Origin of the sequence: Bacillus sp. OV166 (assembly GCF_900177675.1) — a bacterium.
Classification (GTDB): domain Bacteria; phylum Bacillota; class Bacilli; order Bacillales; family Cytobacillaceae; genus Neobacillus.
Genome location: NZ_FXWM01000001.1, coordinates 1 through 17,827 on the forward strand (window position 1 = coordinate 1; position 17,827 = coordinate 17,827).

Sequence of the window (17,827 nt, forward strand, 5' to 3'; positions counted from 1 at the left end):
TTGAGTTTGAAGCTTTAGAGGGTGCCGAACCATTAAAGGGCGCAAAGGTGTTGTCACTCGAGAGTTTTGGGGAGCTAACTGACTCTGATCGGGTGCTGCTTTTCTCGCGGTATGCAAGTGATGAGGACGCCATGGAGGTGGCCGCTCAACTTCAGGAAAAGGCGATTCCTTTTGTGGCTGTTTCCACGGCTGTTCCGGAGGGTGGAAAATTGCAAGAGTTGGCCGATCTCCATATCGATTTGCGGCTGACGAAAGGCCTCCTCCCCGATGATTTTGGAAATCGCTATGGGTATCCGTCATCGATGGCAGCATTATTCGTTTATTTCGGCTTGAAATTTACGATTGAGGAGATTTTAGCAGAATATGAGGAGTAAAACGGGGTGAATAACCCTGTTTTTTTTATTGCCCTTGATTATTTCCCGGGGGGTTAAGAGGTCAAAAATATAGACTTTTGGCTTTTGTGCCATTTTGGGGTGGTTTTGTGTCAATTCCAGGTGGTTTTGTGCATTTTCGGCATGCTTTTGTGCTATTTTCAAAGGGTTTTGTGCCATTTTGAAGTAGTTTTGTACAATTAGACAATAAATGGAAATTATCCTCATAATGCTAATACCATTTTTACAAAAATCCCCTATATATATTTCACTGCAAGTTTCCATTTTATAAAAATCGCCTTTGTATAATCTGACACAAATACCCTTTTTATAAAAACCCAAAGATAAAAAAACAGGACCAGCAACTAAACTGGTCCTGACCACAAAATTTATTTTTGAATCGTTGCTTTAATAAAGTCACGGAACAAGGGCTGCGGACGTGTTGGTCTAGAGACGAATTCCGGATGGAATTGCGACGCTACAAACCAAGGATGGTCCTTCAGTTCAACAATCTCTACTAAACGGCCGTCCGGGCTAGTCCCAGAGAACACAAAGCCGCGAGCTTCCATGTCTTGACGATAATGATTGTTAAACTCATAACGATGGCGGTGGCGCTCATAAATAACCTCTTCTTCATACGCTTCAAACGCCTTCGATCCCTCAACAATACGCGCAGGATAAAGACCTAAACGCAGCGTGCCGCCTAAATCCTCAACATCCTTCTGCTCTGGAAGCAAATCAATAATCGGATGAGCTGTATCCGCATCAAATTCTGCAGAATGCGCACCTTGAAGTCCAAGCACATTGCGGGCAAATTCAATCGTTGCCAGCTGCATCCCTAAACAAATACCAAGGAATGGCTTCTTCACTTCACGAGCATAGCGCGTCGCTTCAATTTTCCCTTCAATCCCGCGGTCACCAAAGCCGCCCGGAACAAGGACACCGTCGACATCATTCAATAACTCAGCCACATTTTCACGTGTAACCTCTTCGGCATTAATCCATTTAATTTCAACTTCAGTATCAAACGCATAACCGGCATGTTTCATCGCTTCCACGACAGAAATATAGGCATCCTGAAGCTCCACATATTTTCCGACAAGACCAATGCGCGTCTTATTCGAAAGGTTGATGACGCGGTTAACGAGTGCTTTCCACTCCGTCATATCCGCTTCGTTCGTAACTAATTTCAAATGATCGCAGACGATTTGGTCCATATTTTGATCTTGAAGCGCTAGTGGAATCGAATAAAGCGTATCGGCATCGCGACATTCGATTACAGCTTTCGCATCAATATCACAGAACAACGCAATTTTATCCTTCATATCCTGTGAAACCGGCATTTCCGTCCGCACGACAATAATGTTTGGCTGAATTCCGAGGCTGCGCAGCTCTTTCACGCTGTGCTGGGTCGGCTTGGTTTTCATTTCACCCGCTGCTTTAATATACGGAATCAGCGTACAGTGAATGTACATCACATTTTCCGAGCCAATATCGCTCTTGATTTGGCGAATCGCCTCAAGGAATGGGAGTGATTCAATATCGCCTACCGTTCCGCCAATCTCAGTAATTACTACATCCGCATTCGTTTCTTTACCGGCGCGGAAGCAGCGTTCCTTAATTTCATTGGTGATATGCGGAATAACCTGTACAGTTGCACCCAAATAATCACCGCGGCGCTCTTTCCGTAAAACCGTCGAATAAATTTTTCCGGTTGTTACGTTGCTGTACTTGTTTAAGTTGATGTCGATAAAACGCTCATAGTGACCTAAGTCCAAATCTGTTTCAGCGCCATCACCGGTAACGAATACTTCACCGTGCTGGTACGGACTCATTGTTCCAGGGTCAACGTTAATGTATGGGTCGAATTTTTGAATGGTCACATTCACGCCCCGATTTTTCAATAAGCGCCCTAAAGATGCTGCTGTAATTCCTTTTCCTAGTGATGAAACCACACCACCAGTTACAAAAATATATTTTGTCATAAATATTTCCCCCTCTTATACAGTTTGTACATTATTCAGTTTGTTTAAGGGTTTTTGTAAAAAAATATTTTCCTTACGCCCGAAAAAATTTGGAACAATAAAAAACGCTCTCCTACTCTTAGTAGGGAGCGTATTATAAGTAAATAACGTATCGTCCTTTTTTAAGGAGCCCAAAAGTGATTCTACAAGGGCACGAATAAAATGTCAAGTCGATTAGTCTTCTTCTACTTCCTCTTCTTCAAACACTTCTTCTTCCTCAAGATCATCATCGAGGTCATCTTCTTCATCGAGGTCAATCTCAAGCTCGTCCTCGATCACATCATCATCATCGTCTTCGTCAAACTCATCTACTTCGTCGATATCAAGATCATCTTCATCATCAAGTAGATCATCCTCATCATCAAAGTCATCAAAATCATCTTCAATTTCATCCACTTCATCGATTTCATCGAAATCTTCTTCGTCGACAACCTTCTTCGCCTTTTTCTTCTTAGGTTTCACAACAGTGACAACTTCTTCCTCAGCAGTATCGACTGGATACCAAACGCGAAGTCCCCAGCGGTTACTTCCTAATGAAAGGAAACGGCCATCTACATTTATGTCGGTGTAAAATTGTGCTAGTCTTGTTTGAATTTCTTGCTCAGTAATCCCAGATGCCTTCTTAATTTCTTTTAATAGATCATTAAAGGCAATCGGTTCCTTACTATTTTTCAAAAATTCAAAAGCCATTTCCATAAGGGAAAACTCTTTTAATTCCTCTTTTGAGTATTGTGCTAAACTCAATATGGGCACTTCCTTTCTCTATTTAACACTCTTAAATGAGTGATTAACGGACATAACAATAAGGTTGATTAATATAAACTTGAGAATTTTCCAGCTCCAGCTCCCAGCGACTAGTGTACTTCGCTAAATGGGCGCTTCCGCTTTTCTCTTAAAAATACATATTCTTCATTATAAACAAATTCTTCCGGTTTATGCTAGTGCTAGTCGTTGTTTCATTTGAATTTTTGCGGATGGGTCTTTTCACTATCAGTTTTCTTAGTTTTCTTGGCTTGCTTCTGCTTTTTCATCTCCTTAATAGATATCACTAGAAAGAAGATTGCTAGCAGCAAGAACGAAACCGCGCCCAACTGACGTTGATAGAGATAATTTAATGGCCAGGCACAAACAATTAAAACCACCAATATATGACTTACCTTCATTTGCTCACCTGCCCAAAACCCTCGGAGTATGTACGCTAAATCGATTATATAAGATTAACGCAGATATTAATATCTCATAAAATAAGTTTTATTACAAAAATTGGTGTCAGGCACCATGTGAAATATTCACATGGTGCCTGACACCGTACTCTACATATTTCGTCGATATTGTCCGCCCACTTCGTACAGGGCTCTCGTGATTTGCCCGAGGCTGGCTACTTTAACGGTTTCCATTAATTCGGCAAAAATATTGCCATTGTTGACGGCGGCCTCTTTTAAGCGCTTCAATGCTCCCACTGAAGCATCTGCATGACTTTCCTGGAAGGCCCGTAAATTGACGATCTGCAATTCCTTCTCTTCGTAAGATGCACGCGCTAATTCCATATTGTTGACATCTTCCGCTGACGGAGGATTCGGATTCAAATACGTATTAACGCCGATAATCGGTAATTCGCCGGTGTGCTTTTTCATTTCATAATACATTGATTCATCTTGAATTTTACCGCGCTGATACTGTGTTTCCATTGAACCAAGCACACCTCCGCGGTCATTCAAACGCTCAAACTCTTGTAATACCGCTTCCTCGACCAGATCGGTAAGCTCCTCAACAATAAACGAACCTTGCAACGGATTTTCATTTTTCGCTAAACCATGTTCTTTGGTAATAATCATCTGAATCGCCATCGCCCGGCGTACTGATTCTTCCGTTGGCGTCGTAATGGCCTCATCATATGCATTTGTATGGAGCGAATTACAGTTATCCTGCAGGGCCATTAACGCCTGCAGTGTCGTCCGGATATCATTAAAATCAATTTCTTGGGCATGAAGCGAACGGCCAGACGTCTGGACATGATACTTTAATTTTTGACTGCGCTCGTTGGCGCCGTATTTATTGCGCATCACCGTTGCCCAAATTCGTCGTGCGACACGGCCAATCACCGTATATTCTGGATCCAAGCCATTCGAGAAAAAGAACGACAAGTTCGGGGCAAAATCATCAATATTCATGCCGCGGCTTAAATAGTATTCCACATACGTAAACCCATTTGACAATGTAAACGCCAGCTGCGAAATCGGATTTGCACCGGCTTCCGCAATATGATAGCCCGAAATCGACACTGAATAATAATTGCGGACTAGATGTTCGATGAAATATTGCTGAATATCACCCATCATCCTTAGAGCAAACTCGGTTGAGAAAATACATGTATTTTGACCTTGGTCTTCTTTTAAAATATCGGCCTGCACCGTACCGCGCACCGTCCGTAACGTATAGGCCCGTACCTCCGCAAACTCTTCAACCGTTAACACACGGCCAAGTTCCGCTTCCTTCCGCTGCACCTGCTGATCGATCGCTGTATTCATAAACATCGCTAAAATGATCGGTGCTGGTCCATTAATCGTCATCGAAACCGATGTCGACGGATGGCACAGGTCAAAGCCTTCATATAGCTTTTTCATATCATCTAGCGTACAAACATTGACGCCGCTTTCCCCGATTTTCCCGAAAATATCCGGGCGGTAATCCGGGTCTTCACCGTAAAGCGTCACGGAGTCAAACGCGGTACTTAACCGTTTCGCCTCATCATCCTTCGATAAATAATGGAAGCGGCGATTCGTCCGCTCCGGTGTCCCTTCGCCCGCAAACTGCCGTTTCGGATCTTCCCCCTCACGCTTGAACGGGAATACACCCGCCGTATACGGGAACGAACCCGGCACATTTTCCTGGTAGACCCAGCGGAGAATTTCACCATAATCCTTATACCTCGGCAGCACCACTTTCGGAATGTCAAGCCCTGAAAGGCTTTTCGTTTTTAACACCGTGATAATCTCTTTATCACGAATCCTCGTCACAAACTTATCGCCAGAATAGGCCGCCTTTGTCTGTGCCCACGAATCAAGAATTTTACGTGATTCTGGTGTCAGACGCGCCTCGGTTTCTTGCTTCACCACTTCTAAAGCAGCAATCACCGCCGCATCGCTTACCGCTTCGATCGCCCCTTCTAACTGAAATAACTTCCGGGCAATATTCGCCTGTTCTTCAGCTTTCTTATGATAACCGCGCACCGTTTCGGATATTTCACGTAAATAATAACGACGGTCGGTTGGTATAATCACATTTTGCTTCTCCACAAGGGCATTTTTACTAAAAGAAGTCACCCAGCCGGTGCCCATTTTGTCATTAATTTTTTCAATCAAGGCCGCGAACAATGCATTCGTGCCCAGGTCATTGAACTGACTCGCAATCGTTCCATAAACCGGCATATCATCGATGTCTTTTTCAAACAGCATATGGCTCCGCTGATACTGCTTTTGAACCTGGCGCCTTGCATCCTCCGAGCCCTTGCGCTCAAACTTATTAATGACAATCAGGTCAGCAAAATCAATCATATCAATCTTTTCAAGCTGGGACGGCGCTCCAAATTCACTCGTCATCACGTACAAGGAAACATCGCAAATCTCCGTGATTTCCGCATCCCCCTGGCCAATCCCGCTCGTTTCGACAATCACAAGGTCAAAGCCAGCAGCCTTCGTGACGGCAACCGCATCGCTGATCGCCAGTGATAATTCACTTTTCGAATGCCTTGTCGCCAGACTGCGCATATACACATTCGGCGAAAAAATTGCATTCATGCGGATCCGGTCCCCTAACAGCGCACCGCCTGTCTTTTGCTTGGTTGGATCCACCGATAGAATCGCCACCTTTTTATCCGGCAATTCATTAATAAAGCGGCGGATCAATTCATCGGTCAACGAACTTTTTCCGGCTCCGCCCGTACCCGTGATTCCGACGACCGGAATCCGCTTCTCCAGTGACTTTACTTGGTCAAGCACCTGCTCAACCGTTGCTGCCGCCTCGTTCCGTTTATCAACATGAAGTTCTGCCAAGGTAATCAACTTCGCCACCGCATTCACATCACCCGTCGGAAGCTTCTCCATTTGTTCAGCCACATCCAGCGGAACCGTCGCAAAATCGCACTCCTCCAGCATCCGGTCAATCATACCTTGAAGCCCTAACTTCCGGCCATCTTCCGGTGAAAAAATCCACGCAATCCCGTACTCATGAAGCTCATTTATTTCCCGCGGGATAATCACACCGCCGCCGCCGCCATAAATGCGGATGTTCGGCGCCCCTTTTTCCTTCAGTAAATCGTACATATATTTAAAGTATTCAACATGCCCGCCTTGATACGAAGAAATCGCAATCCCCTGCACATCCTCCTGAATCGCCGCGTTGACAACCTCCTCAACCGAGCGATTATGGCCAAGATGAATGACCTCGGCACCACTTGCCTGAAGAATACGCCTCATAATATTGATGGAAGCATCATGCCCGTCAAACAAACTAGAAGCCGTGACAAAGCGAATATGATGCTTCGGCTGATAAATTCCCATCGTAGTCCTCCTTTTAGACCATCTTTATTAAAAATAAACGCATCTACTTTTAGCCCATTCAGACCATTTTATAAAAATGAACTCCATTCACTGTTCGCAACTTAATCAGCATTACGACTTTGCTTGTGTGGACGAATGAATGCCGTGAAACAATTGATCGGTTTGCAGGTCAATGTATTCATCGAGTGTATATAATTTTTGCAGCGCCCAGCGGCGGAACGCCCACATTTGGCCCTCGACAATAATGTTATGGGAAATCAATTCGATCTGCTTTTCTGATAGCTGCAGCTCGCCATTGTCGACGCACCTTGTGATCAAGCTCTCAAACATCGCCGCCATTTCCATTTCTTTTTTCAGCACATAGGGAAGGGCATCCTTCGTCAGCGATTTGGCTTCTTGATACATGACAAGAACCTCATCCTGCATCTCATCAATCACTCGGAAATAATGACGGACACCCATCTTCAGGCTCAAAAGCGTGCCTTTTTTCTGCTCGAGATCCTGCTCGAGGCGCTCGCGAACATGATCATAGATACTGTCGCAAACGAGATAAAGGACGTCTTCCTTGGAGCGGATGTACTCATAAAGTGTCCCGATGCTAAAACCGGCCGCTTTCGCGATTTCCCTTGTCGTTGTCCGATGAAATCCCTTTTCCTTAAAAAGGCTGACGGCCCCTTTGATCATTTGATCACGCCTTTTCTGAACCAGACGTTCATCCTTTACAGAAGCCAGTACTTCCCGCTTTTCCATCATGCTCTAACCGCCTTATTTCGTGATCATCCGTGAGATAACGAGGCGTTGAATTTCTTGTGTTCCCTCGTAAATTTGCGTGATTTTTGCATCGCGCATAAATCGCTCAACTGGATAATCCTTTGTATAGCCATACCCGCCAAAAACTTGTACGGCCTCGGTTGTTACCTTCATCGCTGTATCGCCAGCAAATAACTTGGACATCGCTGACTCCTTGCCGTACGGCAGACCTTGTGACTCCAGCCATGCCGCTTGATAGGTTAATAATCTCGATGCCTCAATCCCGGTTGCCATATCCGCCAGCTTAAAGCCGATTCCTTGATTGGCGGCGATTGGTTTCCCAAATTGATGGCGTTCCTTTGCATAATCCACTGCAGCATCGAGCGCCCCTTGAGCAATTCCGACGGCTTGCGCAGCGATGCCATTGCGGCCGCCATCAAGCGTCTGCATGGCAATTTTAAAGCCTTCGCCTTCTGCGCCGAGTCGATTGGCAACAGGAACCTTGCAATCTTCAAAAATAATTTCCGTTGTGGGCGAGGAACGAATGCCGAGTTTCTTTTCTTTTTTCCCAACCGAGAAGCCTGGGAAGTCGCTCTCGATAATAAACGCGGTTGTTCCTCTTTGTTTACTTGTTGGATCGGTTAATGCAAATACGACATAAATGTCGGCCACACCACCATTTGTAATAAAGATTTTCGAACCATTAAGGACATAGTGATCTCCTTCTAGGCGTGCAGTTGTTCTCATCCCGCCTGCATCCGAACCGCTGCCAGGCTCTGTTAAGCCGTACGCGCCAATTTTGGTTCCTTCTGCCATTGGGCGCAGATAGGTTTGCTTTTGCTCCTCACTGCCAAATTTGTAAATCGGCCAGCCGGCTAGAGACGTATGGGCGGAGAGCATCACGCCTGTCGATGCATCAACACGAGACAGTTCTTCGACGGCAATACAGTAAGCAAGATAATCGCTGCCAATCCCGCCGTATTCTTCCGGCCACGGAATTCCGGTTAAGCCAAGCTCCGCCATTTTGTCAAAAATCTCGCGGTCAAAGCGCTCTTCCTCATCCCGCTCTGCGGCTGTCGGTGCTACTTCATTGCGCGCAAAATCCCGTACCATTTTCCGGATCATTTCATGTTCTTCAGAAAGTTTAAAGTTCATTTCAAGTCCTCCTATTTGGATGAATATATATTAAAAGATTAAGATTTGAACTCAGATTACTGTCTAGCTTCAGCGCCTAGGGGCTCGGGGTCATAAGCTTATCTAGTTTCGGCTCCTTGGGACTCGAGTCATAAACCACCCCCTGAAGAAGGCAAAAAGCGCCTTCTTGCAGGGTGCGTCTTATGCCTTCGTCCCAGGACAGTCGCCTCCACATTTAATTCAATCTGTCCTGAAGGTTAAAAAGCAACCTCCAAGCCAGCTCGTCTTATGCCTGTCGCCCCTGGACAAGGCGCTTCCGCTTTTCTTTAGAGATGCTTACTAATCACAATCCGTTGAATTTCGCTCGTGCCTTCATAAATTTCGGTTATTTTCGCGTCACGGAAATAGCGTTCAACTGGATAATCTTCGGTATAGCCGTAGCCGCCAAATACTTGGATCGCTTCGGTTGTTACCTCGACTGCTGTTTTGGTCGCGAACAGTTTCGCTATCGACGCCTCCAAGGTACATTTCAACCCTTGATTTCTCAGGTAGGCTGCCCGATAGACTAATAGTTTTGCCGCTTCGACACTGGTCGCCATGTCGGCTAGTTTGAAACCAATCCCTTGTTGGCGGGCGATCAGCTTGCCAAATTGCTGGCGGTCTTGGGCATAGGTGGTTGCGGCTGACAGTGCGGCCTCCGCAATCCCTAGTGCTTGGGTAGCAATCCCAATGCGGCCGACATCAAGGTTCGCCATCGCGATTTTAAAGCCCTCGCCTTCTGCGCCGAGTAGGTTCTCTGCTGGAACTTGCATGTCCTCGAACGTAAGCTGGACAGTTCTCGAACCATGCAAACCCATCTTCTTCTCATCCTTACCGACGATAAAGCCCGGGGTATTTTTTTCAACGATAAACGCAGAAATTCCCTTGCTGCCCTGTTCCGGATTCGTTTTGGCAAAAACAATATAGACATCGGCCTCGCCGCCGTTCGTAATGAACACCTTTGAGCCGTTAATGACGTAATGATCACCCTTCTTGACCGCACGGGATTTTAAGCTGGCGGCATCGGAACCTGAACTTGGCTCGGTTAAGCAAAACGCGCCAAGGTACTCCCCTGAAGCAAGCTTCGGCACATACTTATTTTTCTGTTCTTCTGAGCCAAAATAGACGATCGGGTTGGTGCAGACCGAGGTATGGACTGAAAGAATCACTCCCACCGTCGCACTGACTTTGGACAGCTCATGAATCGCTAGGATATAGGAGGTGAAGTCCATCGCGGCCCCGCCGTATTTTTCAGGTACAGGAATCCCCATCAGGCCAAGTTCGCCCATTTTGCGGAGGATTTCGCGCGGGAATTCGCCTCTTTCCATATTTTCAATAAACGGTGCAATTTCGCTGTTGGCAAAATCGCGAACCATTTTACGCATCATTTCTTGTTCTTCGGTGAATGAAAGATTCATGGTGGTCTCCCCTTTGGAAGAATGTAAAATCGTGGTACTCATCATCATCACGACCCCTTTTTCGAAGAAATGCTGTGTTTATTCGTACGTATAAAAACCGCGTCCTGTTTTCTTACCGAGCCAGCCTGCTTTCACATATTTACGGAGGAGCGGGCAGGGACGGTATTTGTCGTCGCCAAAACCTTGGTGAAGCGTTTCCATAATATACAGGCATGTATCTAGGCCGATAAAATCGGCCAAGGTTAACGGCCCCATTGGGTGGTTCATGCCGAGCTTCATGACTTCGTCGATCGCTTCCTTCGTAGCCACGCCCTCGTAAAGCGTATAAATCGCTTCGTTGATCATTGGCATCAGAATGCGGTTTGAGACAAAACCAGGGAAATCATTGACTTCAACCGGTACCTTGCTTAAGGTTTTTGTCATATCTTCAATGACTTGGTACACTTCATCAGCAGTCGCGAGGCCGCGAATGATTTCGACGAGCTTCATGACCGGAACCGGGTTCATGAAGTGCATGCCGATGACTTTTTCCGGACGCTTCGTTGCTGCCGCAATTTCGGTGATTGGCAGTGATGAGGTATTGCTCGCTAGTATTGTATGTGCTGGGGTAATTTCATCGAGTTGGGCAAAGATTTTTGTTTTGATGTCCATATTTTCAACGGCAGCCTCAATGACAAGGTCGACGTCACTGGCATCATTTAGGTCGGTTGAAGTGGTGATGTTGCTGAGAACTTCCTGTTTTTGCTCTTCGGTCAGGCGCCCTTTATCAACGTTCCGTGTAAGTATTTTATTGATCCCTGCTAAGCCACGTTCCACAAATTCCGGTTTTAGATCATTTAAGATGACCGTGTATCCCGCCTGGGCACAAACTTGGGCAATCCCTGAGCCCATTTGTCCTGCACCGATCACCATTAGCTTTGAAATTTTCATTTTTTCCCCTCCGAAGCAAGGCCGGAACGAGTCCGACCTAGATTTTTTATGTTTTTGGCTATTATTTCGTTGGTTTGAAGTTTTTTTAATTAAACTTTTGAGTCATCTCAGGTGTTTTGTGTTATTTTCAAACAAGCTTTTGTACCATCTCAGGTGTTTTGTACGAGTTTCTGGGTGTTTTGTGTCATTCCGGCAAGGTTTTGTGCCATTTTCCAAGTGTTTTGTGCCATTTTTGAATGGTTTTGTGCCAAAATTCAACTGTTTTGTTCAATTAGACATTATTTGGAAAAAACCAACTCTAAAAGTTAGCTTTTAGGAACCCTCCGTTGAACACGACTCCGATTAATCAAATTAATATCTCACCCTAGAGATTAGCCCTTCGGAACCTCGATCATCACGGCATCGCCTTGGCCGCCGCCGCTGCAAATTGCAGCAATCCCAATTCCGCCGCCGCGGCGCTTTAATTCGTGCATTAACGTAAGGATAATGCGCGCCCCGCTGGCACCAATCGGATGACCTAAGGCAACCGCACCGCCATTGACATTGACCTTTTCTGGGTCAAGACCGGCAATTTTCCCGCTCACTAAGGCAACTGCAGCGAAGGCTTCATTGATTTCAAATAAATCTACTTCCTCCAACGTTTTCCCTGTTTTTCGTAACAGCTCATTAATAACAAGTCCCGGTGTTTTCGGGAAATCCTTTGCTTCCACAGCGACCGCCGTATGGCCGATAATCACCGCTTCCGCCTGCCTGCCTTCACGAAGTGCTCGCTCTTCACTCATTAACACGAGGGCCGCGGCACCGTCATTGACCCCAGGGGCATTTCCTGCTGTAATCGTACCGGTTGAATTAAATACCGGCGCTAATTTACCCAGCCGTTCAATCGATGTGTCTTTACGAGGTGATTCATCATTCTCGACAACAAGTGGTGCACCCTTCCGTTGTGGAACCTCAACCGATACGATTTCTTCCGCAAATTTCCCGCTCTCGATTGCGGCAATCGCGCGCTTGTGGCTTCGCAATGCCCACTCGTCCTGTGCTTCCCGGCTAATTTCCATATCGGCAGCCGCTACGTTGCCGTATGTGCCCATGTGAGCGCCGGTAAAGCTACAGGTTAACCCGTCATGAATCATTAAATCTTTGACCTGCGCGTCACCCATTCGGAAGCCCCAGCGTGCTTTTGGTAAAACATATGGTGCATTGCTCATCGATTCCATTCCGCCTGCAACAATCACTTCTTCATCGCCAGCACGAATGATTTGGTCTGCCAAGGTGACACTGCGCATCCCTGACGCACAAACCTTATTGATTGTTTCGGTTTTCACTTCCCACGGCAATCCGGCGTGATGCACCGCTTGACGCGATGGAATCTGCCCTTGTCCCCCTTGTAAAACAGTTCCAAGAATGACTTCCTGTACGTCTTCAGGCTTCACTTCGGCACGAACTAATGCCTCTTTTACGGCAATTCCCCCGAGTTGGGAGGCAGTAAAGCTGCTTAGTGTTCCCCCTAATTTTCCAAAAGGCGTTCTAACCCCGCTTAAAATGACTGTTCTTCCCATTCAAAACACTCTCCCTTTTCCTAATATTCAGTCAAACTTTTTTTAAAAAAATTGCGGCGACTGAACGCTCGCTCAGGTAGGAACCAAAAAAGAAGCGCAGGCTCCTGCTTTTTTTAATAATGTTAATGTAAGCGTTTTAATCTACATACTATATTCTACATAAAAACGAGCAGAAGTTGAAATGTTTTACACAAAATTTTTAAAATTTTATGAATATGTTAACAAATCGAACCTCTGCTCCCCCTTAAAAACTATGCGATATCCCCGCAAACCGCTTTTTCAAGCAGCTCGGCCACATCGTAAGTCGAAACCTTTTCTTCCACTTCTTTTGCCTTCGTACCATCTGACAGCATCGTTAAGCAATACGGACAGCCTGAACTGATCACCGACGGATTAACTGCCAGGGCCTGCTCGGTTCTAGCCACGTTAATGCGGTGTCCGGTTTCTTCCTCCATCCACATCAAACCGCCGCCAGCACCACAGCACATCGCCTTCTCTCTGTTCCGCTCCATTTCAATCAACTTCACGCCCGGAATAGATTTAAGAATCTCACGTGGTGCATCATAGACATCATTGTAACGGCCTAAGTAACAAGAATCATGGAAAGTGATCGTTTCATCAACCGAATGTTTCGGCACGAGCTTGCCATCGCGAACTAACTCATAAAGAACCTCAGTATGATGGAACACTTCGACATCCTTTAAGCCAAAATCAGGGTATTCATTTTTGAAAATATTATAAGCATGCGGGTCGATCGTGACGATTTTCTTGACTTCTGCTTTTTCAAATTCCTCAATATTTTTCGTTGCCAGGTCTTGGAACAAGAATTCATTGCCGAGACGGCGCGGTGTGTCACCAGAATTTTTCTCTTTGTTGCCAAGAATCGCAAACTTCACGCCTGCTTCGTTCAGCAGCTTCGCAAACGACAAAGCAATCTTTTGGCTGCGATTATCGTAAGAGCCCATGGCGCCTACCCAGAAAAGGTATTCAAATTCTTCGCCGGCTTTATTCATCTCTTTCACAGTTGGCACATGAACATCTTCGCGGGCCTCGCGCCAAGTTTCACGTTCTTTTCTGTTCAAGCCCCATGGATTGCCTTGGCGTTCAATATTCGTCATCGCACGCTGAGCATCCGCATCCAATTTCCCTTCGGTTAAAACTAAATAACGGCGCAGGTCAATTATTTTATCGACATGCTCATTCATGACTGGACATTGGTCTTCACAATTCCGGCACGTTGTACATGCCCAAATTTCTTCTTCGGTAATGACATCGCCAATTAAGCTCGGGCTATAAGCTAATGCGGCAGCGGATTCCTGTGCGCCTTGACTTGCAGACGCAAGCGCCAGTTGATTTCCCTTCGTATTCGCAAATGCAATCGTTGGCACCCACGGCTGTTTCGAGGTAACCACAGCCCCATGATTCGTTAAGTGGTCACGAAGTTTGACGATTAAGTCCATCGGTGACAGCATTTTACCTGTTCCCGTTGCTGGACACATATTCGTACAGCGGCCACATTCAACACAAGCATAAAAATCGATCATTTGGTGCTGCGTAAAGTCTTCAATTCTTCCAACCCCAAACGTTTCTTGGGATTCATCTTCAAAATCAACTTTTTTCAATTTTCCTGGTTTATCTAACCGGTTAAAATATACATTCGCTGGACCCGCAATTAAGTGGGCATGTTTGGACTGCGGTACATACACTAAGAAAGTTAACAAGAATAATAAGTGCGCCCACCAAGCGATGTAAAAAATCACAATGGAGGCGGTTTCACCAATCCCTGAAAAGATGAGCGAAATCAGCGAGGCTACCGGTTCTGTCCATGAAGCCTCTTCCCCGTGCCAGATCAGACTCATTCCGTTGCCAAGTAAAACAGAAAGCATTAAACCACCAATAAATATAAGGACAAGACCAGATTTAAAGTTCCGCTTTAGGCGGACTAATTTTTCCACATAGCGGCGATAAAAAGCCCAAATGACAGCCACTAAGATCATCAGTGTGACAAGCTCTTGGAAAAAAGTGAACCCTGCATAAAGAGGTCCAAGCGGCAAATGTGCCCCAGGTTTAATCCCTTTGATAATAAAATCAATCGCGCCAAATTGGACCAGAATAAAACCGTAGAAGAACATGACGTGCATAATCCCGCTTTTTTTATCCTTCAGCAATTTCTTTTGGCCAAACACATTGACCCAAATTTTTTGAAGCCGCTCTTTCACATTGTTATCAAACTCAACCTTTTTCCCGAGTTTAATAAATTCAATACGGGTTTTCACTACATACACAAACAGACTGACTGCGTAAGCGGTTACAACAAGAAATGCAATCAGGTTGACCCATAGTAAACCATTCATATAAATGCCCCTTTCAGATAACTTCTAGAATATAAATAATTTTCAGAATCTACGTTTATCTTTATTATATTATGAATGAGCATTCAGTCAAATGATTTTTGAAAAGTTTGATTAACTTATATAAAAGGTAGCTTTCGGAAAAACTAACTAAACTGATTGGAGGAAAGAATTCTAATGATTTTTGCACTTTTTTCGAGCTTACTCCTATTTCTCATCATTCTATGGCTTGTATTAGATTTTAATTTAGGTAAAAAGAAGCATCTTTCCATTGTCAGTCGAAGAGAAACAGCCATCATTCATGGGAATTTTGATATTTTCACCCACGGAAAGAAGTTATTCGCCGACTATTTCCATGAACTGCAAAACGCGAAAAAGCATATTCATGTGCTATTTTATATTGTTAAAGACGATGCGATTAGTCGGGAGTTTTTCTCTATTTTAAAAGAAAAGGCACGGGCCGGGGTCGAAGTTCGGCTTCTTATTGACCGGCTTGGCAGCTGGAAGGTGAGGAAGGCGGCCGTTAAGTCTTTGCAGGAGGCGGGTGTTCGATTTGCTTTTAGCAATACAATCAAGCTCCCCTTCCTTTTTTATTCTTCTCAGATTCGGAATCACCGCAAGATTACAATTATTGACGGGGAAATTGGGTATCTTGGCGGTTTTAACGTAGGGAAGGAATATATTGACGAAGAGCCTTCCTTGGGGATCTGGCGCGATTACCATTTAAAAATTACCGGCCGGAGTGTAAATTTTTTGCAAAGTGAGTTTTTGATTGATTGGCACGAGTATGCGGGAGAAGATATTATGGGGAATCCGGCCTATTTTCCGACCCTAGCTGATGGTCCTGTCCGCCATCAGTATGTTCCAACGGAAGCCGACCAATTAGAGCAAAATTATCTTCGTCTGATTCAAAAAGCAACCCATTCGATGATCATCGGCACTCCCTACTTTATACCATGTCATAAGATTCTGGCCGAGTTACTTGCAGCCATCAAACGCGGGGTTCAGCTTTCCGTCATCGTCCCGTATACCGCTGACCATCTGCTTGTCCAAGAGGCCTCGTTCCGTTATTTACGGAAGCTAATTCGGGCGGGGGCGGCCGTTTATCAATATAAAAAAGGCTTTTATCATGCCAAGACACTCGTCATTGATGACAAACTCTGCGATATCGGCACCGCCAATTTTGATAAACGAAGCATGTATTTAAACAAGGAAATCAATTGCTATATTTATGACCCATCCTTTATCCAGCGCTTGATGGATATCCTCAAAAAGGACATCGATGACTCAAAACCCCTGACATTAGCTGAACTTAACAAACCGAACCCTGTCCGCACCATTAAAGAGGGCATCGCTGCGGCCATTTCCTATTTTTTATAAGAAAGGAGTTTGTCTATGAAGATTCGGTTTGGGTATGTGTCACATGCGATTAGCTTATGGGATGCTTCACCCGCGAAGACGCTGACATTTACTCGTTATCAGGAGTTAAGCCCCGCGGAACGGGAGGAAAAATTGCTTCATGTGACGAAGCAAAATCTGGACCACACCCTCAGGATGCTGTACTACAATATTGCTCATCAACTTGAATTGTATCGCTTATCTAGTTCGATTGTCCCGCTAGCGACCCATCCCGAAGTGAACTGGGACTTTGTAACCCCCTTTCGCTTGGTGTGGCAGGAAATTGGTGACCTTGTTAAAAGGAAAGGGCTGCGAGTGAGTTTTCATCCGAATCAATTTACCTTGTTTACCTCACTGCAAACGAAAATCACCGAAAATGCCGTGGTCGATATGAGCTACCATTATCGAATGTTTGAAGCGATGGGACTTGAGCAGGAGGGACTTATTAATATCCATATTGGTGGTGCCTATGGTGATAAACAGCAAACCTTACCTCGATTCCATCAAAACCTAACCAAGCTCCCAGTACCGATTAAACAAGTAATGACGCTGGAAAATGATGATAAAACCTATAATGCCGAAGAAACCTTAGCCGCCTGTGAAAAAGAAACGATCCCGTTTGTATTCGATTATCATCACCATATCGCCAATCTGTGTGAAACTGCACTTGAGGATTTGCTCCCGCGGATTTTTCAGACGTGGAAGCATGCACGCCACATCCCGAAGGTGCATATTTCCTCCCCCAAAAACGAGAAGGAATTCCGCTCCCACGCTGATTTTGTCGACCCGGAATTTATCATGCCTTTTTTGAAAATGCTGCGCGAAATCGGTGCGGATATTGATTTCATGATCGAGGCCAAAGCAAAGGATCAAGCCGCACTGAAATTAATCGAAGATCTCAGCCAGATCCGCGGCTTTAAACGGATCAGCGGCGGTGCAATTGAGGTAAAATAGATTAGCCGCTGGGCTCTCGAGGCTAGGCACAATAGAAAAAAGTCTTCGAACGACTTCGAAGACTTTTTTCTATTCCTCAATTAAGTTTAAAACAGGAACCTCCCGCTCATTGTCCGGGTCCGTTCTTGAGTATATTCGTGCCACTTGTGTGGCTTCATCGACATGTTGAATAATCACAGGCGTCCCCTCATAGGTCACATTAAACATGTCGGCAGATTCGACGATTTCCTTCGCTCTTCCCACATTCATCCGCTTCATCCACTCCTCGCTCAAAGTTCCCTACTAGTATTTGCCTTTTATTAGGTAATATTCATAAATAGGGACAAGTTTACCTAGATAA

The 17,827-nt window shown here is 45.2% G+C and carries 14 protein-coding genes; 3 read left to right on the forward strand and 11 right to left on the reverse strand.

Annotated features, from left to right (window positions below; translation table 11 throughout):
* On the forward strand, positions 1–374 hold a 374-nt coding region (locus CCK98_RS00005), incomplete at its 5' end, for a DUF2529 family protein (RefSeq protein WP_142292107.1).
* 386 nt (positions 375–760) lie between these two features.
* Here CCK98_RS00005 and CCK98_RS00015 read toward each other — a convergent pair.
* The 10 genes from CCK98_RS00015 to CCK98_RS00060 all read right to left on the reverse strand — a co-directional run bounded on the left by CCK98_RS00015 (position 761) and on the right by CCK98_RS00060 (position 15,138).
* A complete protein-coding gene (locus tag CCK98_RS00015; protein WP_088084763.1) occupies positions 761–2,356 on the reverse strand; it encodes a CTP synthase in 1,596 nt (531 codons plus the stop codon).
* 213 nt (positions 2,357–2,569) lie between these two features.
* Positions 2,570–3,139: a DNA-directed RNA polymerase subunit delta gene (rpoE, locus tag CCK98_RS00020; protein ID WP_088084764.1), complete on the reverse strand. Its 570-nt coding sequence runs from the start codon at positions 3,137–3,139 to the stop codon at positions 2,570–2,572.
* Positions 3,140–3,351: 212 nt separating this feature from the next.
* On the reverse strand, positions 3,352–3,558 hold the full coding sequence (locus CCK98_RS00025; protein ID WP_088084765.1) for a hypothetical protein: 207 nt from the start codon (positions 3,556–3,558) through the stop codon (positions 3,352–3,354).
* Between the two features lie 150 nt (positions 3,559–3,708).
* Positions 3,709–6,954, reverse strand: coding sequence for a fused isobutyryl-CoA mutase/GTPase IcmF (gene icmF / locus CCK98_RS00030; RefSeq protein WP_088084766.1), 3,246 nt, complete (start codon positions 6,952–6,954; stop codon positions 3,709–3,711).
* 111 nt (positions 6,955–7,065) lie between these two features.
* A complete protein-coding gene (locus tag CCK98_RS00035; RefSeq protein WP_088090230.1) occupies positions 7,066–7,704 on the reverse strand; it encodes a TetR/AcrR family transcriptional regulator in 639 nt (212 codons plus the stop codon).
* 15 nt (positions 7,705–7,719) lie between these two features.
* Entirely contained in the window at positions 7,720–8,859 is a 1,140-nt protein-coding gene (locus CCK98_RS00040; protein ID WP_088084767.1) for an acyl-CoA dehydrogenase, read from the reverse strand.
* Positions 8,860–9,164: 305 nt separating this feature from the next.
* A complete protein-coding gene (locus CCK98_RS00045; protein ID WP_088090231.1) occupies positions 9,165–10,295 on the reverse strand; it encodes an acyl-CoA dehydrogenase in 1,131 nt (376 codons plus the stop codon).
* A gap of 78 nt (positions 10,296–10,373) precedes the next feature.
* Positions 10,374–11,225: a 3-hydroxybutyryl-CoA dehydrogenase gene (locus CCK98_RS00050; RefSeq protein ID WP_088084768.1), complete on the reverse strand. Its 852-nt coding sequence runs from the start codon at positions 11,223–11,225 to the stop codon at positions 10,374–10,376.
* 371 nt (positions 11,226–11,596) lie between these two features.
* Positions 11,597–12,784 (reverse strand): acetyl-CoA C-acetyltransferase, encoded by a 1,188-nt coding sequence (locus CCK98_RS00055; protein WP_088084769.1) that lies wholly within the window; start codon positions 12,782–12,784, stop codon positions 11,597–11,599.
* Positions 12,785–13,035: 251 nt separating this feature from the next.
* The gene (locus CCK98_RS00060) at positions 13,036–15,138 is read right to left on the reverse strand and encodes a 4Fe-4S dicluster domain-containing protein (RefSeq protein ID WP_088084770.1); all 2,103 of its coding nucleotides are present in this window, start codon (positions 15,136–15,138) and stop codon (positions 13,036–13,038) included.
* A gap of 174 nt (positions 15,139–15,312) precedes the next feature.
* Here CCK98_RS00060 and cls point away from each other — a divergent pair, with 174 nt between their 5' ends.
* Both cls and uvsE read left to right on the forward strand, forming a co-directional pair.
* The gene (gene cls / locus CCK98_RS00065) at positions 15,313–16,515 is read left to right on the forward strand and encodes a cardiolipin synthase (protein ID WP_088084771.1); all 1,203 of its coding nucleotides are present in this window, start codon (positions 15,313–15,315) and stop codon (positions 16,513–16,515) included.
* A 15-nt stretch (positions 16,516–16,530) separates the two neighbouring features.
* Positions 16,531–17,487 carry a UV DNA damage repair endonuclease UvsE gene (gene uvsE, locus CCK98_RS00070; RefSeq protein ID WP_088084772.1) on the forward strand — a complete coding sequence of 319 codons (957 nt, stop codon included), beginning with the start codon at positions 16,531–16,533 and terminating at the stop codon, positions 17,485–17,487.
* Between the two features lie 69 nt (positions 17,488–17,556).
* On the opposite strand, the gene CCK98_RS00075 is transcribed toward uvsE, so the two are convergent.
* The gene (locus CCK98_RS00075) at positions 17,557–17,736 is read right to left on the reverse strand and encodes an H-type small acid-soluble spore protein (RefSeq protein WP_088084773.1); all 180 of its coding nucleotides are present in this window, start codon (positions 17,734–17,736) and stop codon (positions 17,557–17,559) included.
* Positions 17,737–17,827 lie beyond the last annotated feature (91 nt).

Excerpts from the sequence above, each read along its gene's own strand:
- cls (WP_088084771.1), top strand. The coding sequence starts at position 15,313 with ATGATTTTTGCACTTTTTTCGAGCTTACTCCTATTTCTCATCATTCTA.
- CCK98_RS00015 (WP_088084763.1), bottom strand. The coding sequence starts at position 2,356 with ATGACAAAATATATTTTTGTAACTGGTGGTGTGGTTTCATCACTAGGA.
- CCK98_RS00025 (WP_088084765.1), bottom strand. The coding sequence starts at position 3,558 with ATGAAGGTAAGTCATATATTGGTGGTTTTAATTGTTTGTGCCTGGCCA.
- CCK98_RS00040 (WP_088084767.1), bottom strand. The coding sequence starts at position 8,859 with ATGAACTTTAAACTTTCTGAAGAACATGAAATGATCCGGAAAATGGTA.
- CCK98_RS00035 (WP_088090230.1), bottom strand. The coding sequence starts at position 7,704 with ATGGAAAAGCGGGAAGTACTGGCTTCTGTAAAGGATGAACGTCTGGTT.
- CCK98_RS00075 (WP_088084773.1), bottom strand. The coding sequence starts at position 17,736 with ATGAATGTGGGAAGAGCGAAGGAAATCGTCGAATCTGCCGACATGTTT.
- icmF (WP_088084766.1), bottom strand. The coding sequence starts at position 6,954 with ATGGGAATTTATCAGCCGAAGCATCATATTCGCTTTGTCACGGCTTCT.
- CCK98_RS00045 (WP_088090231.1), bottom strand. The coding sequence starts at position 10,295 with ATGAATCTTTCATTCACCGAAGAACAAGAAATGATGCGTAAAATGGTT.
- CCK98_RS00060 (WP_088084770.1), bottom strand. The coding sequence starts at position 15,138 with ATGAATGGTTTACTATGGGTCAACCTGATTGCATTTCTTGTTGTAACC.
- CCK98_RS00050 (WP_088084768.1), bottom strand. The coding sequence starts at position 11,225 with ATGAAAATTTCAAAGCTAATGGTGATCGGTGCAGGACAAATGGGCTCA.
- CCK98_RS00055 (WP_088084769.1), bottom strand. The coding sequence starts at position 12,784 with ATGGGAAGAACAGTCATTTTAAGCGGGGTTAGAACGCCTTTTGGAAAA.
- uvsE (WP_088084772.1), top strand. The coding sequence starts at position 16,531 with ATGAAGATTCGGTTTGGGTATGTGTCACATGCGATTAGCTTATGGGAT.